Origin of the sequence: Pedobacter frigidisoli, assembly GCF_032678525.1 — a bacterium.
In the GTDB taxonomy this organism is placed as follows: Bacteria; Bacteroidota; Bacteroidia; order Sphingobacteriales; family Sphingobacteriaceae; genus Pedobacter; species Pedobacter frigidisoli_A.
On record NZ_JAVTSE010000005.1, the window covers coordinates 360,998 to 380,703 of the forward strand.

Annotated in this window: 12 protein-coding genes; 1 reads left to right on the top strand and 11 read right to left on the bottom strand. The window is 42.7% G+C overall.

All coding sequences use genetic code 11. The annotated features are described in order from the left end of the window. Together R2Q80_RS16055 and R2Q80_RS16060 are read right to left on the bottom strand one after the other, a co-directional pair. Positions 1-1,113: a glycosylase gene (locus R2Q80_RS16055; RefSeq protein WP_316800571.1), complete on the bottom strand. Its 1,113-nt coding sequence runs from the start codon at positions 1,111-1,113 to the stop codon at positions 1-3. Continuing rightward, positions 1,106-3,865 (bottom strand): family 78 glycoside hydrolase catalytic domain, encoded by a 2,760-nt coding sequence (locus R2Q80_RS16060; protein WP_316800572.1) that lies wholly within the window; start codon positions 3,863-3,865, stop codon positions 1,106-1,108. The genes R2Q80_RS16055 and R2Q80_RS16060 overlap by 8 nt, the downstream gene beginning before the upstream one ends. A 273-nt stretch (positions 3,866-4,138) precedes the next feature. Here R2Q80_RS16060 and R2Q80_RS16065 point away from each other — a divergent pair, with 273 nt between their 5' ends. After that, positions 4,139-4,912: an IclR family transcriptional regulator gene (locus R2Q80_RS16065; protein WP_047800683.1), complete on the top strand. Its 774-nt coding sequence runs from the start codon at positions 4,139-4,141 to the stop codon at positions 4,910-4,912. Between the two features lie 48 nt (positions 4,913-4,960). On the opposite strand, the gene R2Q80_RS16070 is transcribed toward R2Q80_RS16065, so the two are convergent. The 9 genes from R2Q80_RS16070 to R2Q80_RS16110 all read right to left on the bottom strand — a co-directional run bounded on the left by R2Q80_RS16070 (position 4,961) and on the right by R2Q80_RS16110 (position 19,679). Then, positions 4,961-7,126: an alpha-rhamnosidase gene (locus R2Q80_RS16070; protein WP_316800573.1), complete on the bottom strand. Its 2,166-nt coding sequence runs from the start codon at positions 7,124-7,126 to the stop codon at positions 4,961-4,963. 36 nt (positions 7,127-7,162) lie between these two features. After that, positions 7,163-8,752: a sodium:solute symporter family transporter gene (locus tag R2Q80_RS16075; RefSeq protein WP_316800574.1), complete on the bottom strand. Its 1,590-nt coding sequence runs from the start codon at positions 8,750-8,752 to the stop codon at positions 7,163-7,165. Positions 8,753-9,062: 310 nt separating this feature from the next. Further along, the gene (locus tag R2Q80_RS16080) at positions 9,063-10,148 is read right to left on the bottom strand and encodes a Gfo/Idh/MocA family oxidoreductase (protein WP_316800575.1); all 1,086 of its coding nucleotides are present in this window, start codon (positions 10,146-10,148) and stop codon (positions 9,063-9,065) included. Between the two features lie 29 nt (positions 10,149-10,177). After that, entirely contained in the window at positions 10,178-12,679 is a 2,502-nt protein-coding gene (locus R2Q80_RS16085) for a right-handed parallel beta-helix repeat-containing protein (RefSeq protein ID WP_316800576.1), read from the bottom strand. Between the two features lie 3 nt (positions 12,680-12,682). Next, positions 12,683-13,579: a sugar phosphate isomerase/epimerase family protein gene (locus tag R2Q80_RS16090; RefSeq protein ID WP_316800577.1), complete on the bottom strand. Its 897-nt coding sequence runs from the start codon at positions 13,577-13,579 to the stop codon at positions 12,683-12,685. Between the two features lie 6 nt (positions 13,580-13,585). Next, complete coding sequence (locus R2Q80_RS16095) at positions 13,586-15,010, bottom strand: acetylxylan esterase (RefSeq protein ID WP_316800578.1); 1,425 nt, start codon at positions 15,008-15,010, stop codon at positions 13,586-13,588. Then, entirely contained in the window at positions 15,007-16,134 is a 1,128-nt protein-coding gene (locus R2Q80_RS16100) for a sialidase family protein (RefSeq protein ID WP_316800579.1), read from the bottom strand. Before R2Q80_RS16100 ends, R2Q80_RS16095 begins: the two co-directional genes overlap by 4 nt. A 102-nt stretch (positions 16,135-16,236) precedes the next feature. Further along, complete coding sequence (locus R2Q80_RS16105) at positions 16,237-16,878, bottom strand: DUF3826 domain-containing protein (RefSeq protein WP_316800580.1); 642 nt, start codon at positions 16,876-16,878, stop codon at positions 16,237-16,239. Between the two features lie 62 nt (positions 16,879-16,940). Then, entirely contained in the window at positions 16,941-19,679 is a 2,739-nt protein-coding gene (locus R2Q80_RS16110; RefSeq protein ID WP_316800581.1) for an alpha-L-rhamnosidase, read from the bottom strand. Positions 19,680-19,706 lie beyond the last annotated feature (27 nt).

Below are 19,706 nucleotides of genomic sequence, written 5' to 3' on the forward strand. Positions count from 1 at the left end.
CTATTTTCTGGATTCGCTAACAAAATCTACTTTACTCTTACCTAAATCTTTCGATGTGGCTACTGCAATTCCGCGCTGGTCCTGCTTATTTACCGCACAATAAAAGTGGTACACCACCCCTTTGTATTTCAATACAAAAGATTTGTGCGCATACAATTCATCATATTTTTCTGACGACTCAATCAGGTTATCCCCGGTCCAGTCGGTCCAGTTTACCAGGTCTTTCGACACGGCAAAACGATTAAATGAACCTTTTCTATCCTGCCAGAATGCCCCGAAATAAAACATTATGTATTTATCACCAATTTGCTGAATCACGCCGTCGCCGGTAATACCCACGGGATGATGCACCACAGGATTTCGATTGAAACGTTGCCATTGAACCATGTCATCAGAAACCGCCATACCAATACGCTCGTACCAGCGTGTTTTTTTATTATTTACCAAAGAATCACCAACAGCGTTGTAGTACATCACGAAGCGATGTCCGGTTAGTCTTTTCTGGTCTTCTATTACTGTGCTTTTAAAAAGCTTATTGCGGTTTTCCCACCAGCGCACATCCACATCTGCAGCAGTTAAAACAGGTTTATCTAAACGTGTCCATTCCTGTACCTGTGATGGATGCGTTGTGGTATACGCCATTCCAATGGACAGCGGTTCCACTTCATATCCTTTTTCTTTCCCGCCGAAATAAGACATCCAGTACTTTCCGTCAAAAGATTTCACACCATAACTCCCGCCCCACTTCATATCCAGCAAAGCATTGTACCCGGCTTTTTGATTGTCGTCCCATTTACCAGAATCGCCAAATGACATTAGTTTTCCCTGATTTTCCCAGTGCAGTAAATCACTACTCCTTGATAGCCAGGTTTCATAACCGCGACCGCTGAAGATCAGATAAGTCATGTACCAGAATTTACCCTTCCTGAATATCGTGGGACAATCCATTTTGTGTTCTTTATCTTCAGGAACCATCACCAAGCCGTACTTATAAGGCGTTTTTACTTCCTCATAAATCTCTTCCATCTCCGCATTCGAAATCAGGTTTGGTGTTTGTGCCTGCACATTAAAGGCAATCACCATCAGGAATAGGATGATTTTGATTCTAGTCATTTGTGCATATAAATTTATAGTGACCTGAACCCACTGTTAATTTTGCTTTTCCGTTTTCAAAACTTAAAGCATTAATACGTGGATTAATTTCATCTGTAATGGTTTGCTTTCCGTCGCCCGGAAAATAAATATCCGCTTTTGTGTTCACCGGAATCCTGACTTCCAGCGTAAACTGTTTTTTTGTTTTCGTCCATGATGACAAGATCTGGCCATAAGGAGAATTGTAACTGACACGAGCAGCGGTTAAGTCGCCGACTACTTCGGGTTCTATTCTAATGTGATTAAAAGCAACAGCACCTTCTGCCTGACGGATTCCACCCAGCCCGCTGTACAGCCATTCCATGAGATGCCCCAGCATAAAATGATTGTTAGAAACGGTTGGCAAAGCGGCCCAGCTTTCAGTCAATGCCGTAGCCCCTTTCTCGATCTGCATCCCGTAACCAGGTACATCAGACCGGCTGTTCATATCAAAAATCACATCCGATCGTCCGGCGTCTTCTAATACCCTTAACACATAGCGGTAACCAATATCGCCGGCAGTTAAACTATTCTTCCTGTTTTTTATGTCCTTAATCAGATTATCAATTACTGCGTTTTTATGCTCATCATCCACCAGTCCCATGTAAACTGCCATGGCATTAGCCGTTTGAGAACCCGATGCATATTGCCTGGTTTTATTATTGAAAAACTGATTATTAAATGCCTTTCTTACTTTAGCTGCAAGGTCTGAATAGGCCAGCGCATCAGCTTTTTTACCTAAAAGCGTAGCCATCTTTTCCATTATCTTTAAATCGTAGTGGTAAATTGCCGTTCCGGTTACGCCCATTGGTGTTAACTGAGATACGCCTGGTGCTTTCGGCCCTAAATCATACCAGTCGCCCAAACCTTGCGACAAAATGTGGTTTTCTGCTTTTGTGGCAAGGTACTTCAGGTAACCCTGCATCATCGGATAGTATTCCACCATCGCTTCTTTATCTCCGTACCACTGATATAAATACCAGGGAAGTAATATACCGCTGCTGCCCCATTCAGGTGAATCGCGGAACATATCTCCGCCCCATTCGAACTTCACATATTCAGGTGCAATTTCAGGGATCAGCCCGTTTGGCAGCTGGGAGTTTTTCATATCCTGCAAGGCCTTTTTAAATAAAGGTGCCGCATTGTAGTTGTAACTAACAGAATTTCCCATCAGGTGCAATTGTTCTAACCAGCCCAGTTTCTCGCGGTGCGGACAATCGGTAAAAACGCTCACCATATTACTTTTAACCGACCAGTCGATTAACCTGAAGGTTTTATTGAACAGTTCGTTAGAGCTGGTAAATTCCCCGATTTGTTCTGCAGCATTCCTAACGTGCAATGCTGTTAAATTTTTAATTACTGTCTGGTTGGCTGCATTAACCTCTCCTGCGGGAACAGCCCCTTTCACCTGAAGGTACCTGAATCCGGTATAAAAAAACCTCGGACGCCAGGTCTCTACACCATCCCCTTTTAAAATATAAGTGAAATAAGAGGGTCCGCCAATATTTTTCTGCGTTACCTGTCCGTCTGCTTTGATTAATTCTGCAGGTGTAATCCTGACTGTATCTCCTTTTTTGCCACGCACCTTCAATTCAATAATCGCCGACGCATTCTGGCCCATATCGTAAACCCATTCCCCATTACCTGTAGTTTTGATGCTTTGGACGGTAAAGTTTTCAAAAACCTTAACGGGTTCTTCTTTTTGTGCATTTAACAGAGGTCCGTTAACCAGAAGCGCTGTTTTCCATTTAGCATCATTAAAACCAGCCAGGTTCCAGCCCTTTTGTTCCAGATTTGCATTGTAATCTTCTCCACCATAAATACTGGAAAAGGTTATTGGCGATGGTGCTGTTTTCCAGCTTTGATCACTAATGATGTTAGCAGAAGTTCCGTCACTGTATTCTATCAAAAGCCGGCAAATCATTTTCGGGTAACCGTAAGCCACTTTAAGTTTCCGATATCTTTCCTTTACCGGTGGAATATAATAGAAACCATTGCCCAGCATTACACCAACGGCATTATTACCTCTTTTAATCTGACTGGTAATGTCGTAGCTCACGTATAGTGCTTCGCGATCATATTTCGTCCAGCCAGGTGCCAGGAAATCCTCACCTATCTTCTGTCCGTTTAAACTCATTTCGAAATGCCCTAAGCCAGAAACAAAAGCAGTTGCCTTCCTGATGCTTTTGGTAACCGCGAAATCTTTACGGAACATAGGTAAAATATTATTCGCATTGTACTTATCCTTTTTTCCATCTGTAGGAAGAACATTGACATTCGAATCGGCAAGCTTCTCAAATGCAATCCATTTTGCGCCTTTCCAGTCCTGAGCCGTAATTAAACCCATTTGCCAGAAAGCAGTATTGCTCCATGCAGAAACCTCTCCTGAGCCATTCCAAACCCGGACTTTCCAGAAGTAGGTTTTAGCTGAAAACAATTTCGCTCCTTTGTATGGTATCTGAATTGACCGGGCAGAGATTACTTTTTTAGTATCCCAAACATCACCAACGTTTTTGTTTAGTTGAGCAGCGCTGCTCGCAACCAATATCTGATAGGCAGATTGCATCACATTACTTCCTGACGATTGAAGCTTCCAACTTAAAATGGGTGAGACAAAATCTATCCCTATCGGATTATCCCGATAGCTACAACTTAAACGGGCAACTTTAATATCCTGCGCAAAAAGCGAAATACTAAATAAGAAAAGCCAGAAAAAGACTAATATTTTGCTCATTAAATAATTTACACCTTTAAGGTATTTTATTTAGATTTATAATTGGTTATCAGCTACAAAAGCAATTAAAGAAATACAATATTCCTTTTTATCGTCAGGCTGAAGTTCAGCCCGGGATTAGCTCTCACTACTAATTCAAATATAAATATTTTTTTTAAATATGAAAACATTTAATACTTTAGATTGATATAGAAGCTTTCTAAATGGTAAATCCGAAAGCATTTTGTATGTTTGAAATTGTAAAAAATACGCTACGACCAAATTTAAACCTGTATGAACGAAAAGGAATCTAAATATCAAGCGCCCGCCTTAGATAAAGGCCTTGATATATTGGAATATTTATCAGCACAATCCATCCCCCTCTCACAAACGGAAATTGCTATCGGCATTGAGAAAACACCTAATGAAATTTACCGGATGCTGATGAGCCTGGAGAGCCGTGGATATATTTTGCGTGATGAAGTTTCGGGAAAATACAGGCTTTCGTTAAAGTTGTTCTACCTGTCGCACAGGCACTCTCCGATGGACGAACTGCGTAAGGCCGCACAGTTTCCGCTCGAGGAGCTGGCTAACAGCATCCGCCAATCCTGCCACTTAAGTATTTTGTATATGAACCAGGTGATGGTAATTATTCATGCTAAAAGTCCGGGGCCAATTGCACTTTCTATTGAAGAGGGTAACCTGTTCCCTTTGCCATTAACTGCATCAGGCAAGGTTTTACTGGCTTACATGCCCGACTCGGAACGTACCCTGGCCCTTAAAAACAATGGTATTTTCAAAAAATACTCCAAACCGCAACAGGAAGATTTCATCAGCTCGCTGGAAGAAATTCAGAAAACGGGTTCATACTTTAAAAACAGTGATTCTGTTTCAGGCGTAACGGATATTTCTGTACCGATTGGCATCGGCGGCAATGATGGCATTATTGCCTGTTTAACCATATCGATGTTAAATGCATTAAATGCTGATAAGGCCATTGAAAATGATGTGATCCTTGCGGAAGCCAATAAATGCGTGAAGAAGATTGAACAGCGCATCGGGGTTTAACGCATCGATTAAACCTCGCAGATAGTGATCTGCGAGGTCTGCTAAAAACTATCTGGTGTATTTCACAGTGTAATCTTTACCCTTCTCAATGGTTACTTCATATTTTCCTTTGGAGATTTCTTTCACTTCTGCACCTTTCACTACCGGTTTTGTTTTGCTGTTTATTTTCAATGTACCCGTGCCGGTTGCAGCACTTACCCTGATCTCTTTTTTACTGCAATAAACGGTAATATCGCCATTGGCAGTCGGCACTTTACCTTCCATCCATGCTAAACCGCCTAAATCGGGTTCGACGGTATAAGTTTCATAACCCGGGGTGGTAGGCTGAACACCCAGGTAATATTTGCCCAATAAGTAAACCGGACTAGCGCCCCAGGCATGGCAAAGGCTTTTTCCAAAAGGCCTGCCATACATCGCCAGGTGTTCTGTTCCTTTTTTATCCGGATTATATTCCTCCCAGAATGAAGTAGCGCCCAGCTTCAACATGCCGCCCCAGTAACTTTTCATTTCTTTTAAAACATAGGGTTGCTCGCCCATGGCGCATAGCGCTTCTAATTCATAAAAGCGCATGTAAGGTGTTGTAATCTTCGCTACCTCATTGTTTAAAAGCACATTCTTTTTTACAGCCAGTTTTTGCTCTGGTGTAAAATAGTCGAAAAAGATTCCAAACATGTTGGCGTAACGCGTTACATTGTCGGTTTGCTTATCATCTACCCGGCTGTGTACCAAAGCGCTTTTAGTTTGATTCCAGTATAATTCAAAAATCCTTGCCTTCAATACTTTGGCCTGCTGATCATAGCGGGCGGCACCATCAGCATCATTTGCCAGCCGGGCACATAAAGCCATTGTTTCCAAACTCCGTGCATACAGCAACTGTTCAAAACTCACCTCCCCGTCTTTGCTCAGTTTATCTGCCCAGTCGATAAAAATCCAATCGCCAGGCATCCATTCGAGCAGGCCATTTTTGTTTTTCCTACCATCTATATAAGTCATTAGAGACTGCATTCGGGGATAAACATCCTGAACAAACTTCTGATCACCAGTAAATTTATAGTAATCATAGATACCAAGAAACCAGTAGAAAGAGTAATCCATAATGGTATTGATGTGTGCCGTAACCGGATCTTTTCCACGTTGAGCCAATAAAGTCCGTTTAACCGTCGGTGCATCGAAAAATGAATAGTAATTCATCAGGTAGCTTTGATAGGCATCGCCACTCCAAACCCAGCGATCTCGTTTGATCCCATCTATGAAAAATTCGCGGGTGTTCAGGTGGAAAGTATATTTAGCCACATCGTAAATCCTGTTCAGCTCTGCATCCGACGATTTAAAACTCCCCCGTTCTGTAACCGGTGCATATTCATAAAGCATGGAAATTGAATCAGCAGAAACACCGGCACCAGGCTGAAAGTTGACATACCTGAAGGCTTTTGATAAGGGCATAATGGAGTCTCTTTTTACGCTCAGGTCAATATCCAGGTCATCTAAAGTTTCACATTTAGCAGTTGATAGTGATTCTTCTTTGGACTCGCCATAGTAAAGGCTTAATCGTCCTTTACCCTTTAATCCGTGCACCTTGATGAAACCGAAGGTCTCTTTTCCGAAATCAGCCACGTAGCCCGAACCCGCTTTTTCTGTTTTCAAAGCTGATTGTGGCACAGTTGGCAATTTAAATGCTGAAGGTAATCTGGCCGGGTCATTGAAGTTCCACGAACCTGCGGAAACGAAAGCGGTACCGGATTTATCGGATGTTTTTCCACTGGCGTCAATCCACTCTTTGTCCTCAAAAGTAGTTAACCAGCTTTCATCAGAAACGACGGTTTCTCCCTTCACATAAATTGCGGGTACATGTGCCTGATTGTACACCTTGAGGCTTAGTTTATGCTTGCCTGCCGGGATTTGTATGCTCTTGGGAAAACCGGAAATCGCCTGCCCATCGATTTTCACATTGTAAGTTCCTTCTACATAAAGCTTCACCTCTTCCGGCTGTGAGAGGGTAAATTCCTTATGAAAATCGACCAGTACATAGTGGCTATCCATTTTCCAGAATACCGGAAAGAAAGACCCCCTTTCTGTTCTCCGGTTCTGCATCACGTTGCTCATGTAAATATCAAAATCTCCGGGATACCAGATCCAGGAAGCCTGCTGTGCAAATACAGGTGCTGTTGAACAGGAAAGCAAAGCCAGCAGTAATGTTTTTCTTAAATTTTTCATGTTTATATGTTTTGACATCCGGCTCCGGAGTTCCGGTTAATGTCCGTTGAAGAATAAATAGAGTAATAGCATTACTATCGCCAGGGCCACCCAGGAGATCCAGACTGCCCTTTGGGGCTTCTCGACGTTAGCCTGATGCTCGACATTAATTGTATAAATACTTGGCGATCTGTCCAGCACGGAAATCAACACTGCAATGATCAGGAGTCCGGCGAAAATGAAAAAAGACAGCATCAAGTAATGTGGCCAGAAACTATATTCACCCGGTGGCAGGATCCAGAGATAAGTAACGCCGATACCCAGACTAAGAATTGAGCCGATGGACAGCGTAAAATTCACTGCTTTTCTGGTTGTTCTTTTCCAAAACACGGTGAGCAGGAAAACCACTGACAGCGGAGGAGCGATAAAACCCAGCACCGATTGAAAAACGTCGAATAAGTTTAACCCTTTGATGTTATCGATGGCCAACACTACAATCACCGCGAAAGCACAGCCGGCTACTACAGCCCATCTTCCAATACGGATAATCTGCTTATTGCTGGCCTGCGGATTGATTTTCTTCACATAAATATCCATAGTAAAAACGGTGCTCAGCGAATTGAGCGAGGATCCGATCGTTCCTACCAGAACAGCAATCAATACTACGATTACCAGACCGTTCATGCCCGGCGGGAATAAACTGGTCACCATAGTCATGTAGGCTTCGTTTGGATCTTTCAGGTTTGGGAACAGCACATAACATAAAATTCCAGTACCAATAAAAAGTGGTAAAGAAAGGATTTTGAGCCAGCCGATAAAGCTCACGCCCAGCTGGCCTTGTTTTAAATTTTTTGCCCCTAAAACCGATTGAACCATTGACTGATCGGTACAGAAAAAGGCTACAGCAGCAACGGGATATCCCAGTAAGATGGCATACCAGGGGTATTTTGGGTCGCTTGCCGGCTGAATTAAATTCCAGAAATGATGAGGTGTTTTGGCATACAATGCGGAGATTCCACCAACCTTATTTAAACCCAAAAGCATCAGAGATAGGGAAACGGCAATTAATAAAATCATCTGGAAGACATTTACCTTTGCAATAGCTTTTAAGCCGCCAAAAAAAGTAAATAAGCCTGCGAAAGCGACTAAAACCGTAACTGACTGCCACATGGGGATGCCTAAAATCTGGCGGACCAGGAAGCCCCCGGCAAACAGGCCTAATGACAACCAGGAAATTAAAATCTTCACCAGGGCATACCAGGCCAGAATGTTCTGTGTAGAATCGCCGTAACGGTTTCCCATAAATTCGGGCATGGTACTTACTTTAGCTGCCAGGTATTTCGGGGCAAAAACAATTGCCAGGAGGAATAAAAATATAAAGGCATACCAATCGAAGTTTACGGCCACAATGCCCGTACTGTAACCAATACTGGCAAAGGCCAGCAGCATAGAGGGGCCAACGTTTGTGCCCCACATGTTGAAGCCGATGCTCGACCAGTTTAATGATTTGTTTGCGAGGAATAAAGTTTCGTCTTCGCTTTTCTTTTTTGAGAAACTGGCCCTGTATCCGATGATGATCAAAATGATCACATAGGCGATCACAATGAGGTAATCCAGGCCGGTTAATCGTTCAACAATGTTTCCCATTGGTTTATTTGGTTAGTATGGTTTAGGTTAGGATAACTCGCAATGACGGGATTTCTACAATCCTATCGGTTCTCATTTATTTTTTGCCACGGAAGCACTGAATCCACGGAGTATTTTTTCTCTTTATAAATAAATTCATTCTTCCGTGTTTTCTGTGTTTCCGTGGCTATTTCATCGAAAAGCTACAAGCCTATCGATTCTCTTGTATTTTTTGCAACGGAAGCACTGAATTCACGGAGTATTTTTTCTCTTTATAAATAAATTCCTTCTTCCGTGTTCTCTGTGTTTCCGTGGCTGTTTCATCGAAAAGCTACAACCCTATCGATTCCCGTGTAATGTTATTCGCTTTTAGGATATCGTCAATCTTCACAGGCAATCCGGTTTCCATCGATTTATCCATAGCCTGTAACAATGCCACCGTTCCAATCCCTTCCTTCAAATCAGGGTAAGCGGTAAATTTATTATTGATGCTATCGGCAAAATAATCCAGGTAATTCTGATATTCTCCTGCATGGTGGCTTTGTCCTTCGAAACGGAAATAGTGTTTTAAAGTTGAATCGCCCCAGGTAATGATTTTTTCCTCACCTGTTTTTGTAGTTACAGAGTAGCGCAGTTCATGGTAATCGGCCTGACTAGCGCCCTCAGTTCCGCGTAAAATGCAGCTCATTCCACTATCGCGGCTTGCCGGTTGTGTTGGTCCGGTATAAGCGCCGCTCACTCTCGCAATCCGGCCATCTTTTGCTTTGAAAATGAAATGCATGGTATCCTGATTTTTAAGTCCTGCTTTCAAGCCATTGCTACTTAGCATTCCATAACCCATCACCTCTTCAATATCGGGCATATACCAACGGATAAAATCAACCGGATGACTTAAACCACCATACAACCATTTAAAAGATTGCTTCAGTGACCAGCCTTTTTCCAAAAACCAGCGGTGATCGGCATGATAATGACTTTCGATGGTAATTAATTCCCCAATCAAACCTTTGTCGAAATCCTTTTTCTGACGCATAGCAGGCTCAAAAAAGCGCGAGCTCTGACCGACAAAGATTTTCTTTCTTGATTTCTTAGCAAGCTCAAGCAGTTCATTGGCCTGTGATAAATCGTCGATAAAAGGCTTGGTACATACCACATGCTTTCCATGTTGCAGAGCCAGCTTGATATGTTCGAAATGCAGATGATCGGGGGTATAAATGGCGATCATATCGATTTTATCACTGGTTAACATATCCTCATAACTCGTTGTCCAGTTTTCAAAATCAAACTCTAAAGCACGTTCCTCACAAAGCTTTTTATTGGCATCGCAAATTTGAATGAGCTTAAACTTCTTGCTCGCCAATGATGCAGAAATTGTACTTCTGCCCTCTCCTAAACCTAGGATCCCTAATCTTAACATGATATTTTATTTATTTCTTTAGTCGTCGTTTATTCAATTGGTTTAAAAAACACCCAAACCTCTTCAGGTTTTGTTCCCGCAATTCCCTCCTGGTATTTTTTCATTATGGCATTCCATTCATCCACTTTCGGATTATTCAAAGTGGTTTTTGGATTTAAATCATCTAATTTTTTTCCTTTCGGAATACTGATGATTAACATCAGCTGTCTGTCTTTTTTGAAAATAGCCAGTCGCTGAAATTCAGCATTACAGAATCCTTTCGATATTTCCGGCCACTTTTCGAACTGGGTTTTGTGGTAGTCGAGATATTCTTTTTGCATCTTTTCATCTTTCACCAGATTGGCCGATAAAATGATGTTATCCCACTCCATTACAGGTTTATCGCCACAGTTTTTTTCTCTGTTGAAATCATAAAACATATTGTCGTAAAGCTTGATTTCTGAGGCATCCAGGTGTTTTAAGGTTTGTGTTAAACTCTCTACTTTCAGGCTTGAAGTATAAATCACCAGGCGCTTACTCCACTTATAGATTGAACTTTGCAGCAGATTATTCTCCATGGCAAACTTTTCCAGGGTTTTATTGCCCGGTAAATCATCTTTAAAAATCAATTCGAACACGACCGGTTTATCTTCAGCCTGATTAATCCCGCGATTGGAATAAGCAGCTTTCTCTTTCAAGAGGTATTGATAAGGCTGTTGTAAACCGGCACTTTGTTTAATATTCTGAGACACTTTTGGCCCGTTACCTTCCCATAAATTGTCCGGGCCATTTGCATTTTGCAGGTACTTCTCGGCAGGTGTCCAGTTATTTTTAATAGTGAAATAGGATGAACCCTCATCTGTATAAAGGTAGAACCAATGCTCAGGAAGATGGGCAAAGGGTGCTTTATAAATGCTATCTATCACGTTTTCTGTAATAATTGATTCCGGCTGGGCCGATAAGGTATAAATGCCTGCTACATCATACATATGCTTACCATAATGATGAATTTTGTTCGCACTGATGGTATTGTTTTTCATCGCATTTTCCGTTTTTGTCCATCCCCAGCCTACACTGATGCCCGAATAGGAAACGTCAGAAATCTCATTGTGCGATATTTTAATTCCACGAACATAACCGGCCCCAATACCAACAGCTCCCCAGTCTTCATTGGTTACATCTGTAATGAGGTTGTTTTCGATCACGTCATTGGTTGAAATTTCCCTTTTATCTGAAGGGTTATAGGGCAAGTGAACTTCAGTTGCCTCATCAGAAAATGTTCCTGCTAAAATTGCTGTACCACCAATATCTTTAAACAGGTTACCTTTTACCTGATTGTCAGCAGTGCCTTTTCTGAGATCCAGTCCCGTTGAGGCCATATGCTCAAATCGGCAAGATTCGAAAGAAATATGATCTGCATAACTCACCTCAACGGCTGAAGCCGGCCTTCCAACCCAGGCCTGATTTTCAAGGCTAGGTTTGTCAGGCGTTCCTGCTTTATTTAGTTTATAAGCATCCAACATATACATACCTGCCTGATGCGGAACATGCCCCTGTCGGGATGGTCTCAACCAGGTAGCGTGCTCAAAAGAAATTCCTTTGAAGTTGACAAATGTAACCGGATGGTCGGTTGTTCCTTCAATCTTCATCAGGTTCTCCAGGGCAGGTACAACAACATCGGCATGCTGCATATTTTCAGATGCTTTTGGCCAGTAATAAAGTTTATGCTTCTGCATGTCTTCAAACCATTCACCAGGCTCATCTAAAAACTGAATGGCATTGGTGAGGTAGAAAGCCGAATTCCCTGTTTTCTCCGATATCCAGGGAGCTGGCCATGGATGTTCAGATTGTATTCTGCTTTCTGGCTGCATAAAAGAAAGTTCGGCGGTGTTACCTGCAACTTTTACAGATTTAACACGAAGATTTGCAATGGCCCACCATTGGTGAATGAGCATTTCCATACCATTGATATGTGATAAACTCTCGTTTTTTTGCAGAGGAATCCTGCAGGTCTGATTTTTCTTATCCCATGCCAGGATTCGACCCATGGCATCGCCATTGTAGTTTCTGGCCCGAACGGCTTTATTGCCGTTCACCCAAAGTTGCCGGAACAATAGTCCATTCCCATCAAAGTTCGGTACATCTGCTACCCATAATTTCCCTATTGCAGCTTTAGGCAATCCTGCAACTGCTCCTGACAGTTTTTTCCATCCTTTAATGTTCACCCCACCGCTTAAAACAACTTTTTCAGTAGCTATAATTTCCGTCGGGCTCTCTTTTGTCCCTGAATCTTCAGGACGAAGAACAACAGGTTCATGCAGCTGGTAAACGCCTTTGGCCAGAAAAATTCTGATTCCATTTTTAATCGAAGGATCGTTTAACCGTCTGAGTTCCCTGGCTTTTCTAATAGCCGAATGAAGGGTGGCCAAAGGTTTCTCTATCGAACCCAAATTAGAATCAGAACCGTTCTTTGCAACGTAAATGTCTGCTGCGCTTGCACTAAAGCACAGTAAACTGTATATCAACAAAATGGTCAGGCTAATTGGTTTCATAAATTACTTGGCTTGAAAAACGGATTTAAGGTAGTTGGTATTTGCACTAAAATTATATTTTACATTGGTTGGCTGACTGGCATCGCGGCTTCTTTCTACCACCAGCCAACCTTTCCAGCCCATATCATCGAGTGTTGCTTTCACTTTGCTGAGGTCAATTTTCGGATCGTTCTGCAACCACACGCCGTCTTCGTTGGTTGCATGAATCTGTATGATGTTTTTCTTACTTAAAATCCTGAGTTCCTGATGTAGATCGCGCCCGTTTTTAATGGCATTGGAAAAGTTGAAATAGCTCTTCACATATTTCGAGCCCACCGCTTTCAACAATTGAAGTTCGCCAGCAGCATCCAATGCAGTTTCAATACCAATTACAATACCCGCTTTGGAAGCCATTTGCCCGGCTACTTTTAACCGCTCCACTATCGGATCCCGTAACTCAGGATTTTTGACCAGATCACCCTGCACGCCTAAAGGCAGAAAAACGACTTTCACATTCATGGCTTTAGCAGTATCAAGACAATCCTGAATCATCCTTTGGTAAGTGGGACGTTTAGCGAACGACTGTGCATAAAAGCCTGTCATTGCCAGTGAACAGATTTCGATATTCAGTTCTCTGGCTTTATCCAGATACTCCTGGCGCACTTTAGGATCAGCCAGTTTATTATCAAAAGTTTCCCGGTTGCCCAGTCCCCCCATATCTATCTCCAGTCCATCGGCGCCAATTTCCTTGGTTAAGGGCAATGCACTAACTTTCTGACGTTTCAGAATCATCAGGTCGATTACCGCAATTTTATATTTGCTCTTCCTTGCAGCTGCCAGTAGCAGCTGATCCGGAAGCATCAAAGCGCCGGTTAACAAAGCTACATTTGCTATAAAGGTTCTCCTGTTCTGCTGCTTCATATTTTTTTATTTACTTGCGCCTGGAAATAACTTCTCCAGGTTTTCAAAACCCATTAAAGCATGCTTAGGTAGTTTTTCGCCTTTATCGCCAAATACATACAGGGCATTTTCCTTTTCAATGGTTACCTTGGTTTCATCGTACTTACCTGACTTATCCTTAACGGCAGTACCGTTAAGCTTAAAATTTTTAATCAGAAAATCATACAATGCAATGCGTTTGTTGACGCCAAAATCATGCTTCTCATCAGGCAGGTGAACATTCTCTACCTGATCTTTCACCCCATAATACCCATACATCTTTTGCAGGTAAGGAAAATCATGCTGTGGCGTGTGGGCTGTCCAGTCGCCACCATCTGATACCAGTAGTTGTGGCCGTGGCGCAGCCATTGCCGCCAGTTCAACGTTGTCTGTTCCGCCGCCGCATTGATGGATAGGCATTCCGCTTTCACAGGGGCAGCCCCCATAAAAGTAGGATGACATGGCTACCACAGGTGCGCTTAACTTAATTCTGTTGTCTATTGCCGTCATTAAGATACAATGACTTCCGGCACCCGACCCACCACTAATGCCAATCCGGGTGGTGTCTGTTTCTTTCAGTGAAGTAAAATAATCCAGAATCCTGATTCCACCCAGTGTCTGTATCGTTTGTGCCAGGCTACGGCGGTGGTCTTCGTATTTAAATTGCAACATGGATTCACCCCATGCAAACAAATCATAGCTAAAAGCCATTGCTCCCATCCTGGCAATTGTGGCGCAACGGATCTGGCAATCGGGTCTGTACCGCTGTTTTTCCCAGTGCCCGTCGGGACTTAACACCACAGGGATTTTACCTTTGGCATTCAAGGGTTTATAGAGCGAACCGTTGATCCACACCCCCGGTAAAATCTCCAGCGCGATATTTTCGACAGAATAGCCATCGAAAGTTCTTTTTGATGTGATGATGGGTTTAGCTACAGGCTTTGCCGGTAAAGGCGACAACATTAAAGCCTGATAAAGCTCAGGCTTGATTTCCGCTTTGCGCTTCTCCCAGCTGGCTTTATCATGGTACTTTGTTGCCAGCGTATCCAGATAGTTCCAGCCATCCTGAACCTCCCAGCGGTAATATTCGTACTCTTTCAATTTGTACACACCAGGCTTTTCCTTGTTTACTTTCATATCCAGTGGCGTCAATACATTGGCCAGGGTCTCATCAACATTAGCCCTGAAACGCCACTCGGCATAATTTACCCATTTATCTTTAACCTGCGGCGCGGAATATTTAATCTGAACCTTAAACCGGGTTTGAATTTCGTTTAACACCTCCACCAAAGGCTTCTTATAAAGGTTATCCGTATTTTGGGTTTGCGCAAAGAGCAAATCAGACCCAGAAAGTATCAGGGTAATCAGTATGGCAGGAATAATCCCTTGCGTAATTAACCGGTATAATCTCATGGTTCTTCGCTTTTAGTTTCTGTAATAACCGGAGCGGCATAGCCATTTAATTTTGGCCATATGCCATTTTTAATTTTCTTCAGCTTCAGTTTCGAAGGATCAACAACTACATGTTTAATTTTTTCCCTTCTCCAGGTATAAATGAAATGTAACATGCCATCTGAAGTTTGAATGACGGCAGGATAAGAATATTGACTGATTGGAGAATCCTCCAGAATCAATGCAGCATACCATGCTTTCCCGTCCCTGGAGATGGAAACATTTAAAGGGGTTCTCGGACCTTTAGCTAAATCTCCGGGAGGCAAAACATGATTGTACACCAAAACCTGGCGACCATCTTTCATGGTTACGGCATCCGTTCCGGAGTTATTATTGGGCAGGGAAGTTTTCGTTAACGCCGACCAGGTTTCTCCGTTATCATTCGACCAGGATTCGACAATGGCCCGGTTTGCTGTCCTGGCTAAAATCTGCAATTTCCCGTTTCCATGTTGCAAGATACTGGGCTGGATGGCTTTGATTCCATTCTCCGGAAGGGGTCCAACCGTCCTCCAGGTCTTGCCATTGTCTTTGGTGACCTCAAAATGAATTTTCCACCCATCGCCTTCTTTGCTTGATGGTGCAAAAAGATTCCCGTTGCTTAGTAAAATAGGCTTGTTTTTAACCGGCCCGATATACCCTGCCGGCAGTTTTGTTGCCTCAGACCATGTGATTCCGCCATCTTTGGACGTCCGCATTAAACCCCACCACTCAGACGGTTTTGGTCCGATTTTGTAGAATAACAACAAATCCCCGCCTGGAACCTGATATAGAACCGGATTCCATGTGGGTAATCTTTTACCATCGGGCTGAATGCCATTTGCTACAGAAACGGGCGGGAGCCATTTTTCATTAACAAAGCGACTGATGTATATCTCTACATCAGGATTCCGTTCCTTGGTTCCACCGAAAAATGAGGCAACCAGCCCCATTGGTGTCTCTGTAATCGTTGCTGAATGGCAGGATGGGAAAGGCGCCTTATCATACAGAAATTCCTGCTTTACGATTCCTTTCTGCCATTTTTCAACCTGGGCTTTAGCGCTCAGCGTAAAAATGACAATTGATATGGTTAAAATTTTCTTTAACATATTAGCATTGTTTTTCTTTTTACCATGTAAGGAATTGAAGCTAATAAAAGCTGCAAGTTCGCCATTACATGCCCTAATAATATTTATATGGTGTTGATACCTCTATTGTTTCTGATTTGCCGCTTTTTCTTCTTTTATTTTCTTCGTGTAGGCACTGTAAAGTGCTCTCCAACTGCGGCCATTATTGTTCAACATTTGTTCTGATTTCGTTTTATAGATCTCAAAAATTGCCGATATCTCTTTCATGTTTTTATAATCAACTGCCTGTTCCCGGGCTTGCTTAAGAAAGCCCAGAATCCTGGCTTCCTCATCAGCAGTAAGGTCAGGGACAATGGCTTTATAACCCTTCATGGTAAAAGCCACTTTGCCAATAGTATATTGATCCAATACAGTTTCCACCTGATCAGGAGACAGGTTTTTATTTAAACCATCCATTAAAGCCTGATGCACGGTGGCCGGCATCGCAGAATCGGCAATGATCTGTTTATCCAGATCGCTTAACTTATTACCGGTAACCGGATTTATACCATCCGGAACGGTTGACGACGGATGCTCATTGTGCCAGTCTCTGGTGGAGGTCAGATGAACTGCAATGATATGCGCTAGGGCCGCCTTCTTTTCCTCATCTGTTAAGTTCAAAGCACCTACAAATGCGTTGGCTTTAGTCAGGATATCTTCGGAAACTATAACATCTTTGGATTGACTGAACACACTAACCGTGCTTAACATCAATGTCAGTAGCATGATTGATTTTAAGAACTTTCTCATCATTTTATTTTTTTCCTGTTAACACTAAACTGGTTAAATTACTTCTTATCCACTACAAAAGAATAATCGCCCGATCCAAGCTCGTAAACCGCGTGATTATCCTCCATTTTAATAAATTTCAAATCCTTTACCGATTTCAATTTTTCTGAAACCTCATTTTTCTGATTTGCAGGAATATAAACCCATGCCGAGGTATTCGGTGGCACCGTTATATTCCAGTTAAACTGGCTGGCTGTTTTGGTATAATTGCTTTTAATTGTTCCATAAACTGATCGGTAACTTGCGTTTACACTGTTTAATCCGTTGATCATTTCCGGTTTCATAATGATCTTCTTGAAAGCGTTGCTTTCCGATTTGATTCCGGCAAGATTTTCATAATACCAGATTAACAAATCGCCGAGCATCATCACATGATTCTGTGAGTTCATTTTAGGATCGGCGGTGTTGCCATTCCATAACTCCCATATGGTGGTGGCACCCTGATCCACCATGTAGCCCCAACCGGGATAAGTTTTCTGAGTCGCCACAGTGTAGGCCAAATCAGGCCGACCGTAATCATTCAAACAGCGCATTAGCCATTGAATTCCGACCAAACCATTGCTTAAATGGCCCTTATTCGTCACCTCGACAGTATAGGTTATATTCTTGAAAACCGGTGCTACCTTGTTCGCAGGAACCATGCCGAAATACAGTGGAATGATGTTATCCGTTAAAGCATTCGAAGCATAATAACCCTGATCATTATAGTATTTCTGATTAAAGGCATCTTTGATTTTATCCCCCAAAATTTGATAGTATTTTACATCTGCCTCATTTCCCAAAGCCTGTCCAAATTGCCTCATCAGCTGGGTAAAATGATAATAATAAGCGGTTGAGATCAACGCTGAGGGATATTTTTTATCTGCGCTTTTGCCTCTTCCGGCTTCGATGGTTACTGGCGGCATACACCAGTCGCCATAACTGTCTTTTGTTATTATAAAATCCTGCATATAACGATCCTGCATATACGAAAGCCATTTTTTCATTGCAGGATAATTGTCGCGAACCGCAGTCACATCACCGGTTTGCTTGTATACCATTTCCGTAACCAGGAGCATGGCACCGGGCCAGGTCATGTTATCGCTGTAATACCTCCAAAAAGCTGGTGCCACATCCGGAATCGCTCCATCTTCTTTTTGCGAATTTCTGATGTCCTGCAACCACTTCGTGTAAAACCTGCCGTTATCGAACAGAAAACTCTCGCCATAAGCCACGGCACCTCTGTCGCCTAACCAGGGCATACGCTCATTGCGTTGCGGACAATCAATCGGGATTCCTTTATAGTTTCCGGCAATACCCCACCAGGCGTTTTTAAATAGCTGATTGATCAAAGCATTTGAGGTTTCAAAAGTTCCTACAGTCTGCATGTTATCGTAAATCATTTTTCCGGAGAAGTCATTTAGCGAGGGTGCATAAGTGTAGCCTGTGAGTTCAACATACCGGAATCCGCGATAAGCAAAAGTCGGCTCCCAGGTTTCCTGCTCGCCACCTTTTAGCGTATATAAGTCGGTGCATTTGGCATTGCGAAGATTGGCCGTAAAAAGCTCGCCGTTTTCCTGAAGCGATTCTGCAAAACGCATTTTAATTTGCTGCCCCTTGGCTCCTTTTACCTTCATCTGCAACCAGCCAACCATGTTCTGCCCCATATCTACAACATACCTTCCTCCTGAGATTTTGGAAATTGATACCGGTTTAAGTGTATTCATAATCCGCATGTTCTCATTCATTTGCGCTCCTATAGTTCCGGCAGGTTCCTGAACAAACTCTGCTTTTGACCATTTTCCATCATCAAAACCAACTTTGTTCCAGCCAGAGGCCTCTTTAGTCGCGTCATATTCCTCGCCATCGTACTCATTATTGGTTCTGATTGGTCCGTCAGCTGTGCCCTTCCAGCTATCATCAGTGTCGATATTGGCAGTTGTTCCATCGCTGTAAACAATGTTGATGTTCATCAGCATTTTCGGAAAGCCAAATGTTTTAATTTTATAAGGCTTTTCATTCTGCCGCATAGCAAAAAAGCGGCCATTCCCTAAAATTGCACCTACCGCATTTTTTCCGTTTTGAATATAGCGGGTTACATCATAGGTATTGTATTTTACGTTTCTGGTATAGTCCGTTGGGGAGGGAGATAAAACATCTTCACCCACTTTTTTTCCGTTAATGTAAAGCACATATAAGCCCAAACCGATCACAGATGCTGTTGCAGACTTTACGGTTTTCGGGCTTTGAAATTCTTTTCTGAAATACCTTGCCGATAGTCTCGAATCGGTTTTGATGTTGTCCCACGGAAAAGCCCTGTCGAAACCAATCCAGCCTTTAGGCCAGTCTTTGTAGTACAGCAAACCCATCGAAAAGAAGTTGTTGCCCGACCATTCACTCTGACCGGCATTAGTCCATACCTTCACCTTCCAGTACACTTTTAAACGGCTGGATAAAGCTTTTCCGTCGTAAACCACATGAATGGATTCAGCGGAGTTTACCTTTCCGGAATTCCATAAATCTCCTTCATTCTGTGACAATTGTTCTGGTGAAGAGGCCGCTAAAATCTGATAGGCGGTTTGGGTTACATTGCGCTCTTTCGAGATAATTTGCCAGGCGAGGCGGGGTCTCTTTACATCAATACCTAGGGGATTTTCCAGCATCTCGCAGGTGGTATGTTGCAAGGAGATTTGTGCCATCACTTTCGTTAGTGACAGCAAAAAAATGCTAATGATGAATATGTAGGTTTTAATGTTCATTACACTTGTTATTTTTTGTCTCCCGCT

What these genes read in the sequence shown, in the direction of transcription:
- R2Q80_RS16110 (WP_316800581.1), bottom strand. Translation starts at nt 19,679, where the DNA reads ATGAACATTAAAACCTACATATTCATCATTAGCATTTTTTTGCTGTCA.
- R2Q80_RS16080 (WP_316800575.1), bottom strand. Translation starts at nt 10,148, where the DNA reads ATGTTAAGATTAGGGATCCTAGGTTTAGGAGAGGGCAGAAGTACAATT.
- R2Q80_RS16075 (WP_316800574.1), bottom strand. Translation starts at nt 8,752, where the DNA reads ATGGGAAACATTGTTGAACGATTAACCGGCCTGGATTACCTCATTGTG.
- R2Q80_RS16065 (WP_047800683.1), top strand. Translation starts at nt 4,139, where the DNA reads ATGAACGAAAAGGAATCTAAATATCAAGCGCCCGCCTTAGATAAAGGC.
- R2Q80_RS16105 (WP_316800580.1), bottom strand. Translation starts at nt 16,878, where the DNA reads ATGCTACTGACATTGATGTTAAGCACGGTTAGTGTGTTCAGTCAATCC.
- R2Q80_RS16055 (WP_316800571.1), bottom strand. Translation starts at nt 1,113, where the DNA reads ATGACTAGAATCAAAATCATCCTATTCCTGATGGTGATTGCCTTTAAT.
- R2Q80_RS16095 (WP_316800578.1), bottom strand. Translation starts at nt 15,010, where the DNA reads ATGAGATTATACCGGTTAATTACGCAAGGGATTATTCCTGCCATACTG.
- R2Q80_RS16060 (WP_316800572.1), bottom strand. Translation starts at nt 3,865, where the DNA reads ATGAGCAAAATATTAGTCTTTTTCTGGCTTTTCTTATTTAGTATTTCG.
- R2Q80_RS16090 (WP_316800577.1), bottom strand. Translation starts at nt 13,579, where the DNA reads ATGAAGCAGCAGAACAGGAGAACCTTTATAGCAAATGTAGCTTTGTTA.
- R2Q80_RS16070 (WP_316800573.1), bottom strand. Translation starts at nt 7,126, where the DNA reads ATGAAAAATTTAAGAAAAACATTACTGCTGGCTTTGCTTTCCTGTTCA.
- R2Q80_RS16100 (WP_316800579.1), bottom strand. Translation starts at nt 16,134, where the DNA reads ATGTTAAAGAAAATTTTAACCATATCAATTGTCATTTTTACGCTGAGC.
- R2Q80_RS16085 (WP_316800576.1), bottom strand. Translation starts at nt 12,679, where the DNA reads ATGAAACCAATTAGCCTGACCATTTTGTTGATATACAGTTTACTGTGC.